This is a genomic window from Fibrobacter sp. (assembly GCF_017545445.1).
In the GTDB taxonomy this organism is placed as follows: Bacteria; Fibrobacterota; Fibrobacteria; order Fibrobacterales; family Fibrobacteraceae; genus Fibrobacter.
Genome location: NZ_JAFWOM010000030.1, coordinates 38,030 through 59,560, shown reverse-complemented (window position 1 = coordinate 59,560; position 21,531 = coordinate 38,030). Strand labels below are relative to the sequence as shown.

The following is a 21,531-nucleotide window of genomic DNA, read 5'->3' as shown; positions in this document are numbered from 1 at the left end:
GGAAAGCAGAAGCGAGGTTTTATGGAAAGTTCTGGTCGTGGCGAACGCATGGTGCGAATTTTAGTGTATCTGATGGCACATTACAACAATCGTTATAGCGTTACGGACATCATGCATCATTTGGATATTCCCGAAAGCGATTTGCGGAACGTGCAACGCGACATGCAGGCGTTGGTAAATCTCGAAGGCGGCTATATCCAACGTATTATTGATAGCGGCAAGACTTATTACCAGGTGGCACTTGAACGTGCAAACAAACTCGTATTCCCGGATTTTGGCGATATGGTTTTGCATTTTGTCTTTTTGCAGCGCATCGCGAACTTGTACCCGGCAACATCAAGCCTTATCGAAGATCTCACCAAGAGAATCACACAGGACTTGCCCGCAAAGCAACAAGATGTTCTGAAAAGCTATTCAAAAGAATTGAACGGTCGCATTCTCTTTATGGGAACTCCGCCCAATTACGATGAAAACGTGAGCAAGAACATGCCGACTATCCTTAATGCGATTCGCAAGAAGCAGAAGGTACAAATAACATATACAGACAATTGGGGAACGGTATCCACTCAACCTCGCATTCCGTTAATGGTCGCGATAAGTCATGGAGACATTTATATCGGTTGCGTTTCGCGGCACCACCCCGACAAAACTTACGCGTTAAAATTGCAACGCATAGAGTCAGTGAAATTGCTGAAGGAGACTTTTGAAGAAGACCCCAAGGTGGTCGAATCGTTGCGCAAGCGAATCCGCACGGGGGCGCTGCTTTTGGGCGACCAGAATCCGCAAGAAGAAAAGGTTGTCATTTACTTCCCGAAATACGCCAAGAACTTTTTGAAGGAACGTCCGTACCACCGCTCCATGAAGATGGAAGATGCGCCGGGCGACGAGATACGCGTGACGATGAAGGTCGAGGTGAACGAACTGCTCAAGCAGTGGATTATGTACTATGGGAACATCGCGACGGTCGAACAACCGAAAAAGCTGAAGCAGATGATACTGGAAACAGCGAAATCCATCGTAAATAAGTACGAGAAATAATGGATCCCCTACGCTTCGCTCCGAGGATGACTAAGCCAGATGAAAAGCGTATGGATTCCCTCCCTTCGGTCGAGAATGACCATGGTTGCAATGCTCGCCTTTTGAGGTTGTCCTATCGCCTTCGGTCGAGAATGACCATGGTTGCAGCACTCGTCTCTTGAGTTTGCTATAAAATGAATATTCCATTTTGTGGGCCTTCGCGAAAGTCATTCTACAAATGCGGTATGTTTTTTGTATCTTTCATTTATACAATAAAGGTAAGATTTTATGGAACTGACTCCGCTTGACATTAGAAACCAGACGTTCAACAAGAAAAGCTTCAACGGATACGACCCGGAAGAAGTAAAGGCATTTTTGGAAACGACGGCGACCGCATTCGAAAACATGTTCCGCGACCGCACGAACTTGATAGAACGCTTAAAAGTCGCCGAAGAACGCGTGAACTACTACCGCCAAATCGAAAAGACCATCCAGGACGCGGTGGTCACCATGCAGCGCACTATTAACGAAGTCAAGGCCTCCGCCGAAAAGGAAGCCGAAATCATCATCGCCGAAGCGAAAGCACGTGCCATGCGCGAAGTCGAAAGCATCAAGCGCGAAAGTGAAAACCTCCGCACCGAAATCGAGCAGCTCCGCCAGCTTCGCACGAACTATTTTATCCGCTGCCGCGCCCTCATCCGCAGTCAAAGCGAACTGCTCTCCGCCATGGAAGCCGACCAGCAAAAGGATTTTGAGCAACCAGTCGTGCCGCAAAACGACGGCTACATACTCACCTAGCCCACACGTCTCATGAGAATAAACGTCAAAGTACATGCACGCAGCAAACGCGAAAGCATCACGCCACAACCCGACGGAAGCTTCAAGATCGAAGTCAAAGCCCCGCCGGTAGATGGGGCAGCAAACGAAGCGATTTGCGAACTTGTCGCAGAACACTTCCATGTACACAAACGCGACGTCTCGGTCGTCATGGGTTCCACCAACAACAAAAAAGTCATCGAGATTCAGGGGATATAGAAACCTCGATAGGATAGATTATGAAATTTTCAATCCAGTCAAAAATTTTAATTCTATCACTGTCGTGCACGCTTTTGGGCACGCTTACACTTGGCACCATCAGTGCGCTGTTCATCAGCCGTATAACGCAGCGCACGTCTATACAAAGCATAGAAAACCAGCTAAGTGCAGAAGCGTCTAAACTAAACGTATCCTTTGTCGAGCATGAGAAATACACACAAGCGCTCGTTGCAGGAATTTTTTCACAAATAAAATTGGACTCAGCGGACTTTTTTACTAAAAATCTTGCAACCCATATTGCAAATATTAAAGACCGTATCACATCGACTATAGCGAACATTCCGGGTGTAAAGACGATCTACGTAAGGTTCAATCCCAGTATTACAGCCCCCGATGCAGGCCTATTCCTTGTCAAGGACAACAACTCGGATTCACCTTTCGCATCGGTTCTCCCCACGAACATTACGCAATACAGCCCGAACGATGTCGAGCATGTCGGATGGTATTACCTCCCCATCCAAACCGGGAAGCCCATGTGGCTCACGCCGTATTACAACAAGAACATCGACGTCTATATGATTTCTTACGTTGTTCCCATGTTCCTCGAAAACAAGGAACTCGGTGTTGCCGGCATTGACATCGACTTTGAATTGATGACAAAGTTAATTTCCAAGATTCGCATCTTGAAAACGGGCTACACCTATCTCGAAGATAAAGAAGGGCTTGTCACATACCACCCCACATTCCCAGTCGGCCTTTCATTTAAGCCAAGCGAAGATCAAATTCGTCTATCTACAGAATTGTTCAACGGAATGACTCTTGTCGCTGTCGTTCCCTTGTCGGAGCTCAACGCACAAAGAAACAAGCTCATTCTGCAATGTATTTTGTTCATACTAATTCTTCTTGTATTGACAACCGCCATCACGATATTCTTCGCAAGGAGCATCACAAAGCCCTTGAAAACGCTCACAGAAGAAGCCAAGAAGATGATTACAGGAGACATGAATGTTGAATTCAACATTTCGAAAAAAAACGAAATAGGCGAACTTGCAAAAAGTTTTGCAGCAGCCAAGCTCCACATCAATCAGTACATGAAGCAAATGCAAGGGCTTGCGTTCCGCGATTCGCTCACAGGCATCGGCAACAAGATGGCCTACGACAACTACCGCTCGGATTTGCAAATGAAGATAGACAATGGCGAAGTCACATCGTACGGCATTGTCGTTCTCGATACAAACAACCTCAAAGAAATCAACGACACGTACGGGCACGAAAACGGTAACGCCTACCTCATCAATTCGTGCAAACTTATTTGTCAAATTTTCGCCCACAGCCCCGTATTTAGAGTTGGCGGTGATGAATTTATCGTAATTCTTCTTGGTGAAGATTTAAACAACTATCAAGAGCTTTTAAAACGGCTTAGAGAGAGTCAGAATCAAACCAAGAACGCAGCGTTCCCATGGAAACAAATTTCCATAGCAAGCGGCGTTGCAATAGCCTCGGTTGCAAAAGAGACAACCATCGCAGATACGTTCACCAAAGCTGACGACAGCATGTACAAGAACAAGCGTGCTGTTAAAATCAACAAAAACTAACAAGACCTACTTATAAATAAAAAACATCCGATTAAAGTCTGTCATGCCGGATTCATTCCGGCATCAGTTACTCTTTATTGAGATAATAACGTTACGCTGGCTAATTTCCAGCCGCTTCAATTCCGTCGTAAATTTCCTGGTAAATCCAGTAGTTTCCCATGACGCGCTTCACGTAATCACGGGTTTCCCAGTAGCTAATTTCTTCCACGCGCAAATCCCACGGAAGTCCTTCGCATTCTGATTGCCAGCGTCTTGTGGGCTTCGGGCCAGCATTGTAATTGCAAAGCACGTACATATAGTCGTTCTTGTAATCGCCCTTAAGGTCAATCAAATAGCGAATGCCCAAGCGGATGTTCAAGTACGCATTGTACAAACGTTTCGGATTGAAGTTCGATATTTCTTCCTTGTCCGCAAGCATCTTGCCCGTAGCCGGCATAATCTGCAGAAGGCCGCAAGCGCCCGCAGGAGATGTAATCTGGAAATCAAAGATGGATTCCTGACGCATCACGCTATAGACAAAGAACGGATCAATGCTAGTCCCCGAATAGTAAACCACAGGATCGGCATACGGAACTGGGAACAAGTAATGCAGCACATCAATCGGCGGCGACATGAACAAGCGCCTATCCATTTTAGCCTGCAACTGGCGAGCAAGCCTATACCCGGCAGCAGTTTCACCCATTTCGTAGAACAGCTTTCCGTACTCGTAAAGGAAATCCATGCGCTTGAAGTTTTTCTTCTTTACGTCTTCATAGAGCCTAAACGCTTCTTCTTCAAAGCCGTACAAGAAGAGCTTTTTAATGCGTTCGTAACGTTCCTTGCTGTACGACGGATCCGGCTTTCCAAGCTTGTTTACAGAACGAATCCATTCAAGCGTTGTCGCAGGCGACATTTGCACGCCATGAGCATACGGAATCTTGTCCGTCGGCAGCAACTTGTTTTCGGACAATTTCATGCGGCTGCGGTGCGCGTAATACGAAAGCGGGAAATCCTTGATGCAATCCAAGTAAGCTTCGCGAGCAAGCGAATCCTCGCCCATTTTCATGTACGTATCGCCCAAGAACATTCTCGATGCGCTACCGCTCCACAAGAACGGTTCCTTTATCGCTTCGCGGAAATAGGCCGCAGCCTCAATCCACATGCCACGCTTAAAATAGATGTAGCCTATGCGGAATCTAGCCCATTGACGTTTCTGGTTATTCTTGAAGCGTTTATTGACGAGTTTCTTGTAGCATTCAATCGCTTTGTCATACATGAGCTTTTGCTCAAATTCAAAGCCGCGCAGCCAAAGGTTGTTCGCGTTTTCATTGCTGAACTGGCTGACATCTTGCAACAACGAATCGTAGCTGTGAATTTCTTCAGTAAACAGTTCTGGGGATTCCTTGCGGTAAAGCTTAAGAATCGCCTGAATCCAAGACGGGCGCTGTTCCACATTTTCGATCAGGAAACGATATTGGTCAATCGCACCTTCACTGCGGTTTAAAGCACGCAAAGCACCGGCACGTTTTTCCCACAGAACGATACGCGTACTCAAGTCCAGCGTGCTCTTCTTCATACGAGCATAAGCAGGGTCTTCAAGCGGCACGACCAAAGACGGATTTTTTTGAGCCAGCTGGGCATCCAAAATCTGAATGGAATCCAGCAAATCCAGACAATTTTTCATTTCGTCCTTGGTGCATGCAAGCTTTGCGTATGCGACTTTTTCCGCAAGGGATTCAGGAGCGCCAAGCACTTCGCGTAACCGACGAATAGAAGCGTATGCAGAATCCTTGTATGCGGTACGGCTCGTCAAAATTTTCATGTAAAGTCGCTTCGCTTGCTTCAGCTGATAAGAATCTTCCAAGTAACGAGCATAGCGATACTTCAGCGATACAATTTCATCTCCACCCGGATTGTCTTCGAGGAAATCTCTTAAGGAATCTGCACGGGCCACATCGTTCAACGAAAAATCGGCCATTGTGGCCTCGATTCTCAGGCGTTCTGCGACTTCGCGAAAAGCCTTGTCATTTTCCAAACCTTTTTCCAGGCGGAGCGTTTCACGCATCTGGGCGAACTTTTCCTGTTTGAAATTCGCTTGCGCCATGCGGAGAATCACACTACCGGTCAAGCTGGGGTCTAAATTGCGGAGCAAATTGTAGGTAGCGTAAGCGCTATCCCACTGGCCGCTGTAATAGAAATAAGCTGCACGCGCAAAATCACGATGGTTCTGCGAAACAGAAATATCGTTCATGGTCTTTTTCGCACGAGCCGCACGAATCACAGCATCCTGGAACTGGTCTGGAGCAACCGTTTCCTGTTCCGCAAACGGAGATTTGTAAAGTGAATATACCGAGCCGTCTATCTGAGCGTACAAGACAGCTGCACAAGCAAACATCAAAGAACAAAATAATCTCATCTACTATCCAACGGGTTTATTTTTCAACTTGCCCCACAAAACTAGATATCCCTAGCTCCGTAATCGTCTGAGCATACTTCTTATGCAAATATTCGTTGACATCTTCGGCATCGTCCATCTGCAACACGGTCAATGCAGTTTCACGGACATCTTCGAAGTTGATGGAACGAATGATTTTCTTCGTCGTCATGACACTCCACGGAGTCATGGAAAGTTCATCGACACCAAGCCCGACTAGCAAAAGGACGCTCATGGGATCAGCACTCATTTCACCGCAAACCGCCACAGAAATACCTTCGCGGTGCGCAGCAACCACAGTCTGGTAAATCATGCTGAGCACAGATGGGTGATGCGGCTGGAACATGTCCGTAATGAGTTCGTTTGTACGATCCACAGCCAACGTAAACTGAATCAAGTCGTTCGTTCCAAGGCTAAAGAAATCTACTTCTTTTGCAAGTTTATCCACAATCATCACTGCGGCAGGGACTTCAATCATTACGCCAACCTTCACGACAGGCGGCTTGTGCCCTTCGTCTTCAAGCTGTTTGCGGGCCTTTGCAATGCAGGCCTTGGCGCGACGCAATTCGCTCATACTCGAAATCATCGGGAGCAAAAGACGCAAGTTGCCTTTTGTATTCGCAAGCAGCAAAGCACGCAGTTGCGTAATGAAAATGTCTTCGCGGTCCAAGCACACGCGGATAGAACGCCATCCCATAAACGGATTGGATTCGTTCACCGCCGAAACGCCTTCCACAAGCTTGTCACCACCCGCATCAAGCGTACGGATGACAACCGGGCACGGAGCCATCGTTTCAAGGATATGCCTGTACGCATTTTGCTGTTCCGCTTGCGTCGGGACATCCTTTTTCAAAAACAAGAATTCCGAACGGTAAAGGCCGATTCCAGTCGCGCCAAAGTCTTTTACTTTGTCCGCTTCTGTCGGAATTTCGATGTTCGCATGCAGCACAATGTACTTGCCATCGCGAGTCATCGGTTCCAGCTGGCGCATCGTAAAAAGTTCGCGGCGCTGGCGCTCAAACGTTTCCTGGCGTTCGTGGAACTTACGGATATCATCTTCGTTCGGATTGATGATAACCTTGCCGCCGGAACCATCAACGATAATAGTATCGCCGTTCTTGACGAGCGCAGCAACGTTCCTAAGGCCAGATACCGCAGGAATCTGCAACGCTCTCGACAAAATAGCGACATGGCTTGTACGGCCACCCGTATCCATCACGATGGCGTTCACCTGTCCAGGCTTGAGCGTCATCAAAAAACTTGGAACAAATTCATGTGCTACGAGAACAATGCCTTTTTCGTCAGCCACGTCCTCCAATACCGGTCCGGAGTCGTCCATCGCGGACATCAAACGATTGTACAAGTCCCTGAGATCAGCAGCCTTGTCCCGCATCGCCGGAGAATCAATCGCCTCGAACTTGTCGATATAGGCGCCAAACACCACATGAACCGCCCACTTCGCATTCTTGTGATCCTTCTTTATCTTGTCGAGCACACCATTGACAAGACCGGGATCCTGCAAAATCATCAAGTGGGTCGCAAAAATCAAGCTGTCCTTTAGACCAGCTCTGCTTTCCGAGATTTCTTTAATCTGGGTAATTTCTTTTGCCGTCTTGGTAACGGCTTTCAAGAACACCTGTTCTTCCGCAGCCAGACGGCTCTCTGGGAGAGTCTCTTCAACTACGGAAAATTCGCGGTTTGCAACAGGGAACACCGTCCCCATGGCAAAGCCAGGAGAGGAGGGCACACCAACGAGTTCAGTCCTCGGCGATTTGCGAGACGCCCCATTGGATTTCTTCGCCACAGACTCAGCAAGGTTCTTCGTTGAAGTGGTCATCAAAAAGCTTTTCCAACTGTTGAACGACTGCTTCTTCATCTTCGCCATCGATTTCGAACTTGACTTCGGAACCTGCCGGGATAGCAAGCATCATCACGTTAAGGATGCTCTTCGCATTGGCCTTCGAACCATCAAATTCAATGGACACATTGCTCTTTGCCTGGCCCGTGATATCAACTATCATACCGGCCGGACGAGCGTGAATACCCAGTTTGTTGGAAACAGTAAATATCTTTGTAATCATCAATCCCTCAGAAGAAATCCACGTTAATGTCCAAGCCATCCTGCAAGATAACCCTGAACAGGCTATCAGCAGAGCGCACCGTCTTCATCAGATCATCGTGCAGTTGCCTGTCGTTCAGCAGGATACCAACAGTATTATCCTTAGAATCCATCTTTGACTGCACCTTGGCAATCAACCCATCCAAATGCTTGGTCACGCCATCCAGTTCAGAAATCAACTGGTTAGCATTCCCCATCACCTTGTCCGTTCCGGCAAAGAGTCCGTTAATCGGCTCCTTGACTCCATCGACAAGTTCATTAACCTTGACAGTCACCTTGTTCAAGTTGGCGAGGCTTTTCTTCAACTGCGGATCCGTCGTCACTACAAGCGACATCAGACGGTCCTCGAGGTTTTCAGCCTTCACGAGCAATGTCTTGAAGCGGTCCTGGAAATCCGGATTGGCGATAGTCCCGTTCAACGCGACCTTCACCGCCTCAAGCAAGACCTTCGTCGAATCGCAAACTTCGCCCGCAAGCCCAAGCGCTTCAGCAATACCAGCGTCGAACTGTCCCGTGATGGTATCGCCCGGCACGAAGTATTCTTCGGCATCTCCGAGAATCATGCCAATCTGGCGTTCACCCATGATGCCGATATTCTGCACACGGATTTCGGAGTCCTTCGGAATCTTCACATTGGACTTGAGCCTGATGGTCACGACCACGCGGTGCCCGGAAAGTTCAATGGATTCCACACGACCAAGCTTAACGCCGTTAATCTTGACCGGATCGTCCAGCACAAGCGTACTTACTTGCGTAAAACGCAAATGATAGACATCAAAAGTTTCTCGCAGATCCTTCTCGTTCAAAAAGAACATGCCAAATATCAAAATGACAATGGCTAAAAGAACGACAAGTCCTACAGAAAAATATAGAGCAGTATTCTTTTTCATTTCACAGCTAATCTAGCATATTTCACAGATACTCGAGTTTTTTTTCCGAAAAAATAACTCGAAAAAAGGGAAATTTGGTGAATTCGACCACACAAAAACTGTAGTTATGATACGGGTCACAGCCTCCGTATTTTAATCTGCATTTTTCACTGTAACTGAATGAGAAAAGACGAGTTGCAAAAACTCGTCCTTGGTTCCTAATCTCTCGTCTTTCGTCTTTGGCCTTTCACTTCGTTCAAGTCCCAAATGCTAGGCTCAGAAATGGTCCCGCAAGCGGTCCCGCTTCATTCGCCTTACGCATTTGTCGTCTAACCATCCACTCTCACGATGGGGCTGTTCGTCTCGATGCCGTTCACATGACGGTCGAGCCAGTCGAGCAAGAGGGCATCGCGGTCGGCTTGCGGGAGCGTAAACTTTTCACGGCCTTCTTTCTGCATGAACACGTCGAGGTAGGTCATCAGCACGCCACCTGCAACGGAGACGTTCATGGACTCCGTAATGCCGTACTGCGGGAGCTTGAATTCGTAATCGGCATGGGCTAGCGTATCCGGGTGATTTCCGTGGAATTCACTTCCAAGGTAAAAAGCCATCGGCTGGCTCAAGTCAAGGTCCAGCACGGAGTTCGTGGTGTTCGTGCTCGCCACAGCAATCTTGTAACCTTTTTCACGGAGCTTTTCCATGCAGAGCATGCGCTTCTTGTACAGATAAAGGCTCATCCACTTGTAAGAACCCTTGAGGATGGACTTGTTCACGCTGTAAGCATTGTCTTCTTCGATGATGTGAACATCCTGAATGCCAAAGACTTCTGCGGTACGGATGACAGCCGATATGTTGTGCGGATCAAACAGGTCTTCGAGCACCATGCAAAAGTGCCTCGTGCGACGATTCACGACCGAGGTCAGCAGTTCACGACGACGTTCAGTTACGCGGGCAAGCAGCGTTTCCAAATCCTTAGGTTCACTCATTCTCTAATCCTTTTTTATAGTAATGGAGTCCACTGGTTCGGCAGGTTTAACTGCGGCAGTAGAATCAGCGTTTTCAATAGCGACAGCCGGTTCTTCAGAATCAGCGACATCTGCAGAATCCACATGAATGCTATGATCTACAGGTTCAGCGGACTTGATAAACTTTGGCTTCGAAAGTTCTAATTGGGCATTTTCTAAACGTATTGCATCCCCAAGTTTCCAGGGGCCACCGGCGACAACGTTATCAAACTCCGCGACATGGCGGGCATTTTCCGGCGTATGCAGTTTTTTGCTGTTCGCAATCGGACGCCTGTTACCGCCGTAATACATGTTCGCCGCCTTCTTGATATCCGTCACGATACCGTCAATCTTGGAGTTCACGACGCTCTTGAAGACACGCATCTGCATAATGGAATTCAGCACAGAATTGCTGGGGAACACATACGCTGTGAGTTTGTACTTAAGTTTCCTCGGTGCGACAAGATCCATGTCCAGATAAGCGACGGCAGTTCCCTTCAAAGACCAGCGAAGAATTTTCGCATAGCCATATCCAAAGAACATATTTCTAAGAGCCTGTTTTGTGCCGGCGCTATCTTGCAGGGCCCAGTAAAAATCACCCGAAAGTCCACTTCCATTGCTTCCAGAAAAATACCGACGGTCCTTGCTGTTGTAATTCAGTGTATATTCCGATTCCAGATATGCATTGACAAGGTCTGCCGTAAACACCATATTGTCAAACAAGAACGTGATTTCGTTCACTTCAAGCGGGAGCGTACCCGAGTTTTCATAAATGACACGATACTGGCGACCCAAGCGAGCAAAGGTTTCTGGCATCATGGGTGCTCTGAAATCCGTCGAAAAGCCACGCTTTACAACTTCCTTGTACGGTCCGCAAAATTCTTCATCGTACTTCACCTTCGACCAAGGCTTCATATCGTCTTCCGTACAAGCTTCGTACTTGATATCAAGGCACTTTTGCATGCCCGAACAGAATGAACGCAGATCGTCTTTATTGTCACGCAATTTCTTCACAAGCATCTCACGAGACACTTCTGAAGCGGGAACGTTCTTAGCGGCAAAAGACTGCGACACGCCAAGCGTCAAAAACAAGACGCTCAGGCACGAGCATAAAAACGAAGTTCGAAAAACACGTTTCTGCATAGGAGCCTCGCTTGTAGAAAAACCATAACCTAATTAACGGAACTCAAGACTGTCAAGCGGAATCACCGTAAACGGCTTGAGAGAATCAAACATGGCGACAGGACCGACAATCGATATCGTCATGTTCTTCTTGTCAAAATACTTATCGATCATCGCCTTGACCTGTTCTGCGGTCGCGGCATTGATTTCCGTCACATAATCGAGGTAGTGATTGTCCGACTTGCCGAGCAGTTCGCCCTTCGCGAAAATGGAAGCCGTCGAAGCAGGAGAATCAAACAGGCTCGGCAAACTCTCGACCAGGGACTTCTTTGCTTGTTCCAGTTCCTCGGGAGTCGGACCGTCCTTCGCCAGCTTTTCCACCTCTTCAAAGACGAGCTTCAAAGCAAAATCGACCGTTTCGACTTTCGTCTGAAGCGCAATCGTCGTCATCGCCGTATCGCGGTAATCATTGCCGACCGTGCTATAGACACTATAGGCAAGCCCTTCGTCGCTGCGGACACGGTTCATGAGCCTAGAGCTAAAACTTCCACCGCCCAAGATGAAACTTGCCACCGCAGTCGGGTAGTAATCCGGATGCGGGCGTTTAACGAACGGCTGGTTCATCGTAATGTTCGCCTGCGTGATATCCTTATCGACGACATACACGCCCGGCTTGCGGGCGAACGAAAGCGGCTGCGGAGCGACTTTCTCAGCCATTGCAGCCTCAACCTTCCAGCCAGCAAAGAATTCCTTGAGCATCGCCACGGCGGAATCCTTCTTGACATCGCCCGCTAGAGCAAAGACGATACGCTTGGACGAGAACACGCCTTTTGCCAAACGCTTCACGTCGGCTGCGGTCACTTCCTTGTACTCCGCGGCATTTGCGCTCCAGAGCCTCGGATTTTCCACATAGTTCACCTTCGACTTGAGAGCCGAAAGCACCTTGGCAGGAGTTTCAAAACGGCGTTCGTAGGCAGTGACAAAGTTCGCCTTCATGATATCCAGCTGTTTCTGGTCAAATGCCGGGTCCGTCAGCACCTTCCTTGCAAGTTCAAGCATCGACGGAAAGTAAGACGACAGGCAGTTGATGTCGAACGCAGAGAGGTAAGTCCCGACACTCGTCGAAATCGACGCGCTCACGAATTCCAAGGAATCTTCCAGCACATGCGGCGTAATACCGCCACCCGCACCGCGACGGATCATGGAACCGACCATTTCAAACGCGGCCTCGTCCTTCAAGACCTGCGGCACATGGCTTTCTTCAAAATAGACGGAGAAATCGACAAGCGGAAGCGTCGAGTCGCTCACAATGTAGCCAGTGATGCCCTCCGCAATCTGCACACGGAAATCCTTCGGGTAAGGGGCCACGTACTTGTATTCCGGGAACTCAATCTTGCTATAATGCTCCGGCACAGATTCCAAGGATCTTGATTCCTCGACAGATTCCTTCACCGCATACGGGTCATATCCGCGGCGGTTACTCCATCCGTTGTTTCTAGGCATCATGGAACATGCGGTCAGAGCCGCAAGCAAAGCAACAGAAATCACGTAATTCTTTTTCATCAACTAGAAAATAGTAAACTAAATCGAAACATTCCAACATAGACCAACGATTTTAAGGTTTATTGTACCACATCCCGTTTTTTATGATATATTAATACTTGAGCCTTCCTAGTGGCCACAACACGCGTAGCAAGCACCTCCGGCTTCCGCACAGATCTCCAGACGAGACACAGCACCACCAGGAAGGCTTCTTCAATCCCTCCTATGAAAAAGACCCGATGCGAGCGCGTCGGGCCTTTTTTTATCAAAAATTACGGAGCCTTGCCTATACCCAACAGACGGACGCTATTAATACTATAGTCTCCACTGACGCGGTGATACTGGACACGAACCTTAATTTTTTCATTAAACGCATTGATGATAAAAGCCGTATTTACAGCAACAGCCAACGCACTGACATTATCAATCGCCCCTTCTTCTAGATAAGGCCTTAACGTCCACATTGTATCATTCGTATTCAAACCTCCTAGAGCACTTTGCTCAAACGTATAGAAAAGAGTTCTTTCCATCTTTGTAGTTTTGCAGCTAGATTCCGTCCCTAAAGAAAAACGAACACCACCTGAAACCTCTGTAGTTACAAGGCAAACGTATCCATCATTATAGCATCGCCCTACGACAAGGTTCGAATCCGTAGTTTCTGGTGTTATGCCTGGGTTGCATTTTTCCACAGCAAAGGAAAAAACAACGGAGACAAGGATTACAAAAAATATCTTTTTCATGTTAGTACCCTCCCTTGAGTCGAAGCATGGGTTGTTTATTTTGAATGACAATGTTTGATGAATTTTTAGTGGCGGGAATGCCGTTTACTTTGTAAAACGGAAAATTCGCAAGTTCATTCTTTTGTTTAAAATAATATCTGCGATTTGAAGGAATAGATTGCGTGGAGCAGAAATTTTCAGGGATAGCCTTTGCATTAGGAATCTTGTCAAAATTTAAAGTTCCGTCATCTTGAAATTCACATTGGATTTCATAAAAATAACCATAATCCACAGCAAACCTTATTAAATTACACAAAGCAATGTATTCAAATTTATCGCTATATTTTTTATAGATAAAATACATTCCTGTCATATAATTATAAAAAACATCTAAATTAAATTCATGTCGTGAATCTAGATCATTCTCATACGATTTTGATATTACCAAATAAAAATCATCCATTGATATATTTTCTAACGACAAATATTTATCACAAACATACGACTGAGTTGAATCTACTCCACAATTCGTCACGAAAAAATAAACTGAATCTATAGGATTATTCGTTTTATTAGATTGATTTGGCGTCCACCACATTTCAAAAGGATTATAGTACGTATAAATAGGAGAAGCCTTAACATAATTAAAAGAAATACCCGTTTCTTTATAATATTCTAAACATCCACCATCCATAAATGGACATTCTCCATTTATAAACGGCTTTATCCAAGGTTCCCCTTTATCCGTCCAATTATGATTCGGAAACCAAAAACCACCATACCCATCGCAGCTTCGCAAATTTGCTTCCCACGTTTTGGCAAGCGCAACCGTACTAAAAAGCAAGAATAAAGCAATTAAACATTTTTTCATTTTCAATCTCCTTTCTTCTTGTATGGCGGAAACAAGACCTGCAATATTCCATAAGGAACATGTTCTATCTTGCTTATAGAATATCCATAGCCTTGACTATCGTCATTGTCACTATCTAATATAATCTTTAAAAACCTCGTTTTCACAAGAATTCTTTTCCCTGCCAGTTCATTCCCCATATAATTGCCTATCAAACGATTCCTTCCATCGTAAAGGTAAATGTGGTCACCGGCTCCAAGGAAAGTTTCAGGTCCGAAAGTCACATAGTGCTCCAAATAATCGCCCAATGGTATAATCTCAGAAGTCTGCATATTCGGTAAATATGGATGTTTGCCGTTATCCGTAGGCTCATTCAATTTCAAATCGCTCACAATAGAAGCTATCTGAGCTCTCCTATCAGAACTATTACCAACCCAAACTTGATATCCTTTGACAACAACTTGCCATACGCCAAGAGGAGGATTATCTACATCAACAACTTCCACATTATTTCGCCTATCAAAGCACGAATCCAAAGGTAAATTGTCTAACGAAGAACAAGTATATGCTGGTTTCCTCGCATCCGTAATAGAAATTCTTTCATACCCCCATTTTCTCGCCGTTATCCTTTCATCACCAACATTTTCACCTTTATCATTTATGTTCTGCGTTGGCAACGTATCAAGCAACCAAGGATAATAAATTTTACCCGAAGGCGAAATGAGGTATAAATCCAAGTCATTCACAAGTTTTGGTTGCATGTAATTATTGACATTCGGGTCTCCAGGAGCATCATCCCAAGCAAGCGTCACCCTTAAGCGTGGTCTTGACTCATCCACATTTATCGTCCAACGCTTTTGAACTCCACCATACATATTGAATTCTCGGAACTTGTCAAAATTTTTTGATTCTGCATCATAACCGTCCATCAAATCCAAAGCCCCTTTAGCATCCACACGTCCCCAACCGGTCGAGTAATCCGGCCCTAAAGTATAAGGACTTTCACTTAAAAAATCTGGCGTATGATCAGTTGCGCTTATTTCATAATTCGGGCCAACAGCCGCATCCAACATATCTACTGCAGAATGAATTAACAAAGCCTTCGCTGTGGAATTTCGCATAAAATAAACATCTAACGGCAGACTCGTTGTTTTTTGAAACTTTTGATACATAAGAGCAGTAATTCCCGAAACAAACGGAGCGGCCTGAGATGTTCCTGTTTGAACTCGATAATATTTATTTAGATTAAGCCATCCATATGGTGCACACGATTCCACGCCTTGCTCTTTAGAATTCGATGAATCCGGAATTCCATCCCCCGGAGCCATAACATCAGGTTTAATACGACCATCCCATGTCGGTCCCATACTTGAAAAATATGTTCGCAAATTACTTGAATAATTAAAGGCTCCAACTACAATCGCGTTTTTTGAATGGACTCGTATAGAATGATAACCATGTCCTGTCGACCCCAAGTAAGTTGCTGTATTACCAGCACTAAAAACAACCGTTTTGGTCACAAAATCACCATGTTCAGAGGGGAGTTTCCAGTCAAAAAAGATATTTCGGTCCAATTCCGAATTTTTTACTCCATAATAAGAAAAAGAACTTCCAATCGTATCTTTGCCGATTACAACGTTTTCAGTCCATTCATGAGAATGATTTACGATATTCCCTTTTTGATTATAAGCCCAATTATAACCAGAATGGAACAAAACTTTTGGAGCGACACCTCTATACTGGTATGGAATTGCATTTTCAACTGTTTCAGACATTCGGCCATTACCACCAATAATTCCAGCAACATGCGTTCCGTGATAACCAGGATTATGAACATCAAAAGTATCTAAACGGATGCCCCGATTACCAACAGTTCTTAAGTCATCATATCCCATAGCTTTTCTCGGAACCTCATTACCCAACGAGTCAACTTCGTTTAAATCAGGATGTCTAAAATCTATACCAGAATCATAAACGCCAACCGTAATACCCTCTCCGGTATAATCAACGCCCTTTAACCAATCAATCGTCACCTGCGGTGCCTGCATCGCCTGTTGCCAACTGCTATCATTTTGAAGGTTCGCTAAATTTATAGCCTGACGCCCCAAATAATTGGTCAATTCCGCTTTTCGTTTTACATATACATACCTTACATCCCTGTGTTTTTCCAAACACTGTATGGAATCCCTATGAACTTTCGCCAAAATAACACTACGGTCAATATAAGCGTTATCGCCACCACAAATCAAAACAACATTTTTACAAGATTCCATCGGCAAATCTGGCCAGCATTCTACAACCAAATCAATTGCAGAACGTTCACTAACAATGGTCATACACGAATCGTTCGCATCGCAAGAATACGACTCTTCATAAATATCTTTAGGCGAAATTTTTAGGGAAAGGCGAGTGGTGTCATCGACAACAAACGCATTGTAAAAATTCGAAAGAGCTTTATTCAACGACTTTTTACTAATCGGAACAAAAGCCTTTAACAGATGCAGCCCTTTATTTTGGTATCGAGTCGTTTCTAAAAGTTTCGCACCCATGCTATCCAAGGACATCCGTTCTTCAAATGACAGCGGACTGCCCTTGAGCAACCAAAAGCGTCCATTAAAAACTTTTGCCGAATCCGAACCATCATATTGCGAAACAACTTCTGTCGAAGAACGATCATGCCAATAGACATTTGTTGAATCATGACTAAGAGCAATAGGATCACTCCCCCACAGCAAATTTCCGTCCTTGTCATAAACAACCATCTTATAGTTTTCTTCTTGAATAGCAGCATTTTTTTGGTGCGAATAATCATGAGAGCAATCCCATGCGGCACCATTATACTTTATAAGACGAAAATGAATTTCAACAGCCACATGAGCGGGGATACTTCCTAATATTTTAAAAGAAACTATGGTATATTCAGAATCATAGCTAAGCATGGGTATTACGGAAGTCACGTTGGTATAGGTATCCACATACGCCCTAAGCGAAGAATCTACATCGAAAAGACCATATTGCATCCCAGAACAGCCATTGTCATTCGGGTTAGCCTTACAGTACTGGATTCTCGGATTTTCTGCAAAATAACGGATTACCGGATTAACAAGTGGCGAATTCGAAATATTCTTCAACGTCAAACGATAATTCACCCAATTCCATTCTGTACGATGGCGTTCACTCCAAAGTTGGACAGGAGATGCGGACGCCCAAAGAGTATTCGCCAAAAGAATTAACAAGGTAAACAAAATTCGGTACATTCTCATTCAAACAACCTTTATTTAAGATAAAATTAAATTATTATTTTACCTTGTCAATAAAAATTTCAAACGTAATGTTTTTTTTTACAAAGTATAATACATTTCACAAGACCCGATGCGAGCACGTCGGGCCTTTTTAATTTCCCTTGAGTCGAAGCATGGGTTGTTTATTTTGAATGACAATGTTTGAAGAAGCTTTAGTGGCAGGAATGCCGTTGACTTTGTAGAATGGGAAATTCGCAAGTTCATTCTTTTGCTTAAAATAATATCTGCGATTTGAAGGAATAGATTGCGTGGAGCAGAAATTTTCAGGGATAGCCTTTGCATTAGGAATCTTGTCAAAATTTAAAGTTCCGTCATCTTGAAATTCACATTGGAGAGCACGGATTCTACGAATTCCATCATCAAAAAAATAAGGATGAGGTTCACCAGAGGAAAGGAGAACATTCCAATTACACAAAGCGTAATATTCAAATTTGTCACTAATTTTTTTATAAACAAAATACATACCATTTTTCGAAGAATATCTTTTCCCAAAAAAATCATCAAATGCTAAAATAGTATATCCAATAGAATCCCGATTAACAACATTATTGGTTTTGGTTTCTGCGTTTTTTGGAGGAGCATAAGGATTTGGAGGAATATAAGGAACAAAAAAATCCCAATTTACTGAATCACCCTTAGGGAAAAAATAGCTAACAAATCCTCTAACATTTGAAACAAAAACAGCGTCCGTCACAACATCAGGCGACAAATCTTTATCACAATTTTTCTTTCCTGAGCACCCAATAAAATAAAAAATAGAGTCCTTTATCAAACCCGCTTTATCTGACGAAGTTGGAGTATATCTCACATCAAAATCATTGTTCATATTATATTCTTCGCACAAATCAATATCAAATTCGGGATTTGGATTTAGTAAACAATCTACTGTTGGATGACGATAACTAAAGAAAATTCCCGTTTCATTATAATTTTCTAAAGAGTCTCCAATCAAGAGAGGCTTAATCCACGGCTCGCCTTTATCCGTCCAATTATGGTTCGGAAACCAAAAGCCTTCATTTGCACTGCACGCCATCCATTCCGTTTCCCATGTTTTGGCCCAAAGGATTGCAGAAAGGCACAAAAGTAATATGGCCATTTTTTTCATTTTCAATCTCCTTTCTTCTTGTATGGCGGAAACAAGACCTGCAATATTCCATAAGGAACATGTTCAATTTTACTTATGGAGTAACCATCTGTTTTTACAAAGTATAATATATTTCAAAAGACCCGATGCGAGCGCGTCGGGCCTTTTTTAGTAAACAGTGGTTAGTTAATAGTGGTTAGGAAAGCTATCAACTGAATCGTCCGTTGAGTTGCTTGCGGCGGCGGCCACGTTCCGAGACTACAGCCTCGATTAAGAACAAAAGTGCCGCAAGTCCGAGGAAAATCTGGTAACGGTCCTGGTAATTTTCCATGCGGTCGCTGCTCTGGTCCTTCTTTTCGAGCGTCGCGATTTCGGTCAAGACTTTTTGCAGTTGGAACTCACCTGGGCTTGCGTAAAAATAGAGCGCGCCCGTCACGTTCGCAATTTCCTGCAAGGTTCCTTCTTCTAGGCGGGTCGTCACGATGTTGCCTTGCATGTCCTTCTTATAGACGCTTCCGCCATTTTTGTCCTTGAGCGGTATGGGCACGCCTTCGCGGGAGCCAATGCCGATGGTATAAATCTTGATGCCCATCTCGGCGGCTTCTTTCGCGGCATTGACGGCGGCGGCTTCAAGTTCTTCGCCATCGCTCATGAGAATCATCACGGAATGCATACTCGGGCCACCTGAATTTTTGAACAAAGTCATACCTTTACGAATTGCTTTTTCTAGATTCGTACCCGGCATGAGCCACCCCGGATTGAGTTCGCGAAGCACCATCTGCACCGTGCCGTAATCGAGCGTCAAAGGCACCATCACCTGAGCCTCGCCGCTGAACGCCACCAAGCCCACGCGGTCGCCAGTCAGCGATTCGAGGAACGACGAAATCTCGTGACGGCTGCGGACCAAGCGGTTCGGCTTCACGTCTTCGGCAAGCATCGAAAGTGAAATATCTTGCAATAACACAAGGTCTTGACCACGGCGTTCCACATGTTCCATCTTGCGGCCCCACTGCGGGCGGGCAAGAGCTACAAACAAGAAGGCTATCGCCAAAAGCAACAACAGAACTTTTGTCAATCGGCGCCACGGCGATACGCTAGTCGATAGCTTCGGGAGCATCGAAAGCGAGACAAAACGGGCGGCAAGTTTTTTACGTCGATGATACGCATACACAAACAGAAGCGCAAATAGAGGCAGTGTAAAAAGGCCCCACAAAAAGTTCGGTTCAGCAAATCTCATTATAGACTCCGATAAATCAAGCCCTTTATTTCCAACTGGGCAAGAAGAATATACAAAAGTTAGTGGTCAGAGGTTAGTGATTAGTGGTTAGTGATTAGTGATTAGTGGTTAGTGATTAGTGGTTAGTGGTCAGTAGTCAGTGGTTTAAGTCAGGTGCCTATGGTACGATTATAAGAAATATTGTCCATGGACCAATGACCGCCAAACATTTTACATTTTTTCATACAAAAAACTTGCAATTATTTATATTTTTCCTTAAGGTTTAGGTTGCGAGAATGTCTTACACTGCATTAATAGAAATCAATATAATTAGCATAATCATATTGCTGATTACGCTGCTCCAGTTCAGGGAGAGCGTTCTCAGGCATTTGGAAGAACGCATTCTCGGCTTTACCATCATCGACACCATCATTTACATCGTGTTAAGCACGGTGACCAAGATGCTGCACGTCATCCACGTCCAAAACGACCTTTACGGGAGCAACCAGAAGATTTGCGTTGTCTATGCGGTCATGTACGCATTGAGCCTCATTTCTTCGCTGTTGCTTGGACAGCTCTGGTTTTCATTCATCTACTTGCGTGTCCGAAAAAGTGTCTATTCATACAAGCACTTGTTCCCACTGTTCTCAACTCCAAGCATCATCGGTATTTTTATTTGCATAGGAATCAGCATTTACGGGTTCACAAACGACTGCCATGCGACTTCGCTCCAGTTCAGGAGGCTACTGCCATTCCTCATCGGGCTTAACTTGCTCTACATTTTTGCGACAATGGTTATCGGCATTCAGAACGCCATCGCACAAAAAAATTCCACAAATCGCAAAGAAGCCCTTTATCTGTCCATCATCGCCTTTATTCCAAGCTTTGCCTGCATCATACAATACTTTACTCCAAACATTCCGCTTACAGATCCCATTTTCGCTCTTACGTTGCTACATGTTTATGTCACTCTTTTGAAATACAGAATTACTTCGGACCCGCTGACAGGAATTAACAACAAAATTCGCTTGATAGACTACCTCCAGTACATCACGCAGCATCAAGATTCAAGCAAACGTCTGTTCATTCTACTCTTAGAAGTCGATTACTTCAGGGCTATCGTCCGCAAGTTCGGCTACGAGATGTCCGACCGCGTCATTGCAGATCTCGCATCGTTCCTCAAGCGACAGTGTCGAGAACAGCGTGGATTTTTGGCTCGCACCGGAGAAAGTCAATTTTCAATAATCATGGAGTGCGACGAAATTTCGGAAATAGAACAGTTCTGCCAAAAACTTATTCGAGATTGCGATCGCGACAGCATGCAAGCGGACATGAATTCTTGGAAGATTTCTTTCAGCCTCCACTATGCCGAAATATCGAACATGTCTTCGAGCAACATTTCCAAAATTTTCGCCGAAGCAAAGAAGAACTGCTACAAGCCGGAAACTCCTGAGCCGAAGGAGTGAGTTTAGGCGATAGACGATAGACTTAGGTGATAACCATACAAGGCGAGTGGCGAAGCCACAGTCATCCTCGAAACGAGTCATTCAAAAAGATGTTAGGTATGGGGTCGCTTCGCTTTGAGGTCGCCTTGCGTTGCAAGGCTTTGGGCTTATTCCCTCCATACTGTTCTAATGGTTCTTA

The 21,531-nt window shown here is 45.1% G+C and carries 17 protein-coding genes; 5 read left to right on the top strand and 12 right to left on the bottom strand.

Translation table 11 applies throughout. The features are described from left to right. The first annotated feature begins 21 nt into the window (after window positions 1-21). The 4 genes from IKG78_RS03890 (at window position 22) to IKG78_RS03875 (ending at window position 3,647) form a co-directional block, all read left to right on the top strand. Window positions 22-1,038 carry a WYL domain-containing protein gene (locus IKG78_RS03890; protein ID WP_290939606.1) on the top strand — a complete coding sequence of 339 codons (1,017 nt, stop codon included), beginning with the start codon at window positions 22-24 and terminating at the stop codon, window positions 1,036-1,038. Window positions 1,039-1,305: 267 nt separating this feature from the next. Then, complete coding sequence (locus IKG78_RS03885; RefSeq protein WP_290939603.1) at window positions 1,306-1,815, top strand: DivIVA domain-containing protein; 510 nt, start codon at window positions 1,306-1,308, stop codon at window positions 1,813-1,815. 12 nt (window positions 1,816-1,827) lie between these two features. Beyond that, window positions 1,828-2,052 (top strand): DUF167 domain-containing protein, encoded by a 225-nt coding sequence (locus tag IKG78_RS03880; RefSeq protein ID WP_290939600.1) that lies wholly within the window; start codon window positions 1,828-1,830, stop codon window positions 2,050-2,052. A gap of 20 nt (window positions 2,053-2,072) precedes the next feature. Further along, window positions 2,073-3,647: a diguanylate cyclase gene (locus tag IKG78_RS03875; protein WP_290939597.1), complete on the top strand. Its 1,575-nt coding sequence runs from the start codon at window positions 2,073-2,075 to the stop codon at window positions 3,645-3,647. Window positions 3,648-3,747: 100 nt separating this feature from the next. On the opposite strand, the gene IKG78_RS03870 is transcribed toward IKG78_RS03875, so the two are convergent. The 12 genes from IKG78_RS03870 to IKG78_RS03815 form a co-directional block, all read right to left on the bottom strand. Further along, window positions 3,748-6,042, bottom strand: a complete 2,295-nt coding sequence (locus tag IKG78_RS03870) for a lytic transglycosylase domain-containing protein (RefSeq protein WP_290939594.1) — start codon at window positions 6,040-6,042, stop codon at window positions 3,748-3,750. Window positions 6,043-6,058: 16 nt separating this feature from the next. Continuing rightward, complete coding sequence (gene ptsP / locus IKG78_RS03865) at window positions 6,059-7,897, bottom strand: phosphoenolpyruvate--protein phosphotransferase (protein WP_290939589.1); 1,839 nt, start codon at window positions 7,895-7,897, stop codon at window positions 6,059-6,061. Beyond that, entirely contained in the window at window positions 7,869-8,141 is a 273-nt protein-coding gene (locus tag IKG78_RS03860) for an HPr family phosphocarrier protein (RefSeq protein WP_290939585.1), read from the bottom strand. The genes ptsP and IKG78_RS03860 overlap by 29 nt, the downstream gene beginning before the upstream one ends. 7 nt (window positions 8,142-8,148) lie before the next feature. After that, entirely contained in the window at window positions 8,149-9,069 is a 921-nt protein-coding gene (locus IKG78_RS03855) for an MlaD family protein (protein ID WP_290939581.1), read from the bottom strand. A gap of 308 nt (window positions 9,070-9,377) precedes the next feature. Beyond that, window positions 9,378-10,034, bottom strand: a complete 657-nt coding sequence (locus tag IKG78_RS03850; RefSeq protein WP_290939577.1) for an RNA methyltransferase — start codon at window positions 10,032-10,034, stop codon at window positions 9,378-9,380. 3 nt (window positions 10,035-10,037) lie between these two features. Further along, entirely contained in the window at window positions 10,038-11,195 is a 1,158-nt protein-coding gene (locus IKG78_RS03845; RefSeq protein ID WP_290939572.1) for a hypothetical protein, read from the bottom strand. 33 nt (window positions 11,196-11,228) lie between these two features. Beyond that, complete coding sequence (locus tag IKG78_RS03840) at window positions 11,229-12,737, bottom strand: pitrilysin family protein (protein ID WP_290939568.1); 1,509 nt, start codon at window positions 12,735-12,737, stop codon at window positions 11,229-11,231. Window positions 12,738-12,988: 251 nt separating this feature from the next. Further along, the gene (locus tag IKG78_RS03835; protein ID WP_290939565.1) at window positions 12,989-13,456 is read right to left on the bottom strand and encodes a hypothetical protein; all 468 of its coding nucleotides are present in this window, start codon (window positions 13,454-13,456) and stop codon (window positions 12,989-12,991) included. Between the two features lies 1 nt (window position 13,457). After that, window positions 13,458-14,306, bottom strand: a complete 849-nt coding sequence (locus IKG78_RS03830) for a hypothetical protein (protein WP_290939560.1) — start codon at window positions 14,304-14,306, stop codon at window positions 13,458-13,460. 2 nt (window positions 14,307-14,308) lie between these two features. Next, window positions 14,309-17,542, bottom strand: a complete 3,234-nt coding sequence (locus IKG78_RS03825) for a S8 family serine peptidase (RefSeq protein ID WP_290939557.1) — start codon at window positions 17,540-17,542, stop codon at window positions 14,309-14,311. Between the two features lie 136 nt (window positions 17,543-17,678). Next, window positions 17,679-18,692 (bottom strand): hypothetical protein, encoded by a 1,014-nt coding sequence (locus tag IKG78_RS03820; protein WP_290939554.1) that lies wholly within the window; start codon window positions 18,690-18,692, stop codon window positions 17,679-17,681. Window positions 18,693-18,879: 187 nt separating this feature from the next. Then, entirely contained in the window at window positions 18,880-19,908 is a 1,029-nt protein-coding gene (locus IKG78_RS03815; RefSeq protein WP_290939550.1) for a VWA domain-containing protein, read from the bottom strand. A 275-nt stretch (window positions 19,909-20,183) separates the two neighbouring features. Between IKG78_RS03815 and IKG78_RS03810 the strand changes: the two genes are divergently transcribed. Next, window positions 20,184-21,353 (top strand): GGDEF domain-containing protein, encoded by a 1,170-nt coding sequence (locus tag IKG78_RS03810; RefSeq protein WP_290939546.1) that lies wholly within the window; start codon window positions 20,184-20,186, stop codon window positions 21,351-21,353. The last annotated feature ends 178 nt before the right edge of the window (window positions 21,354-21,531 follow it).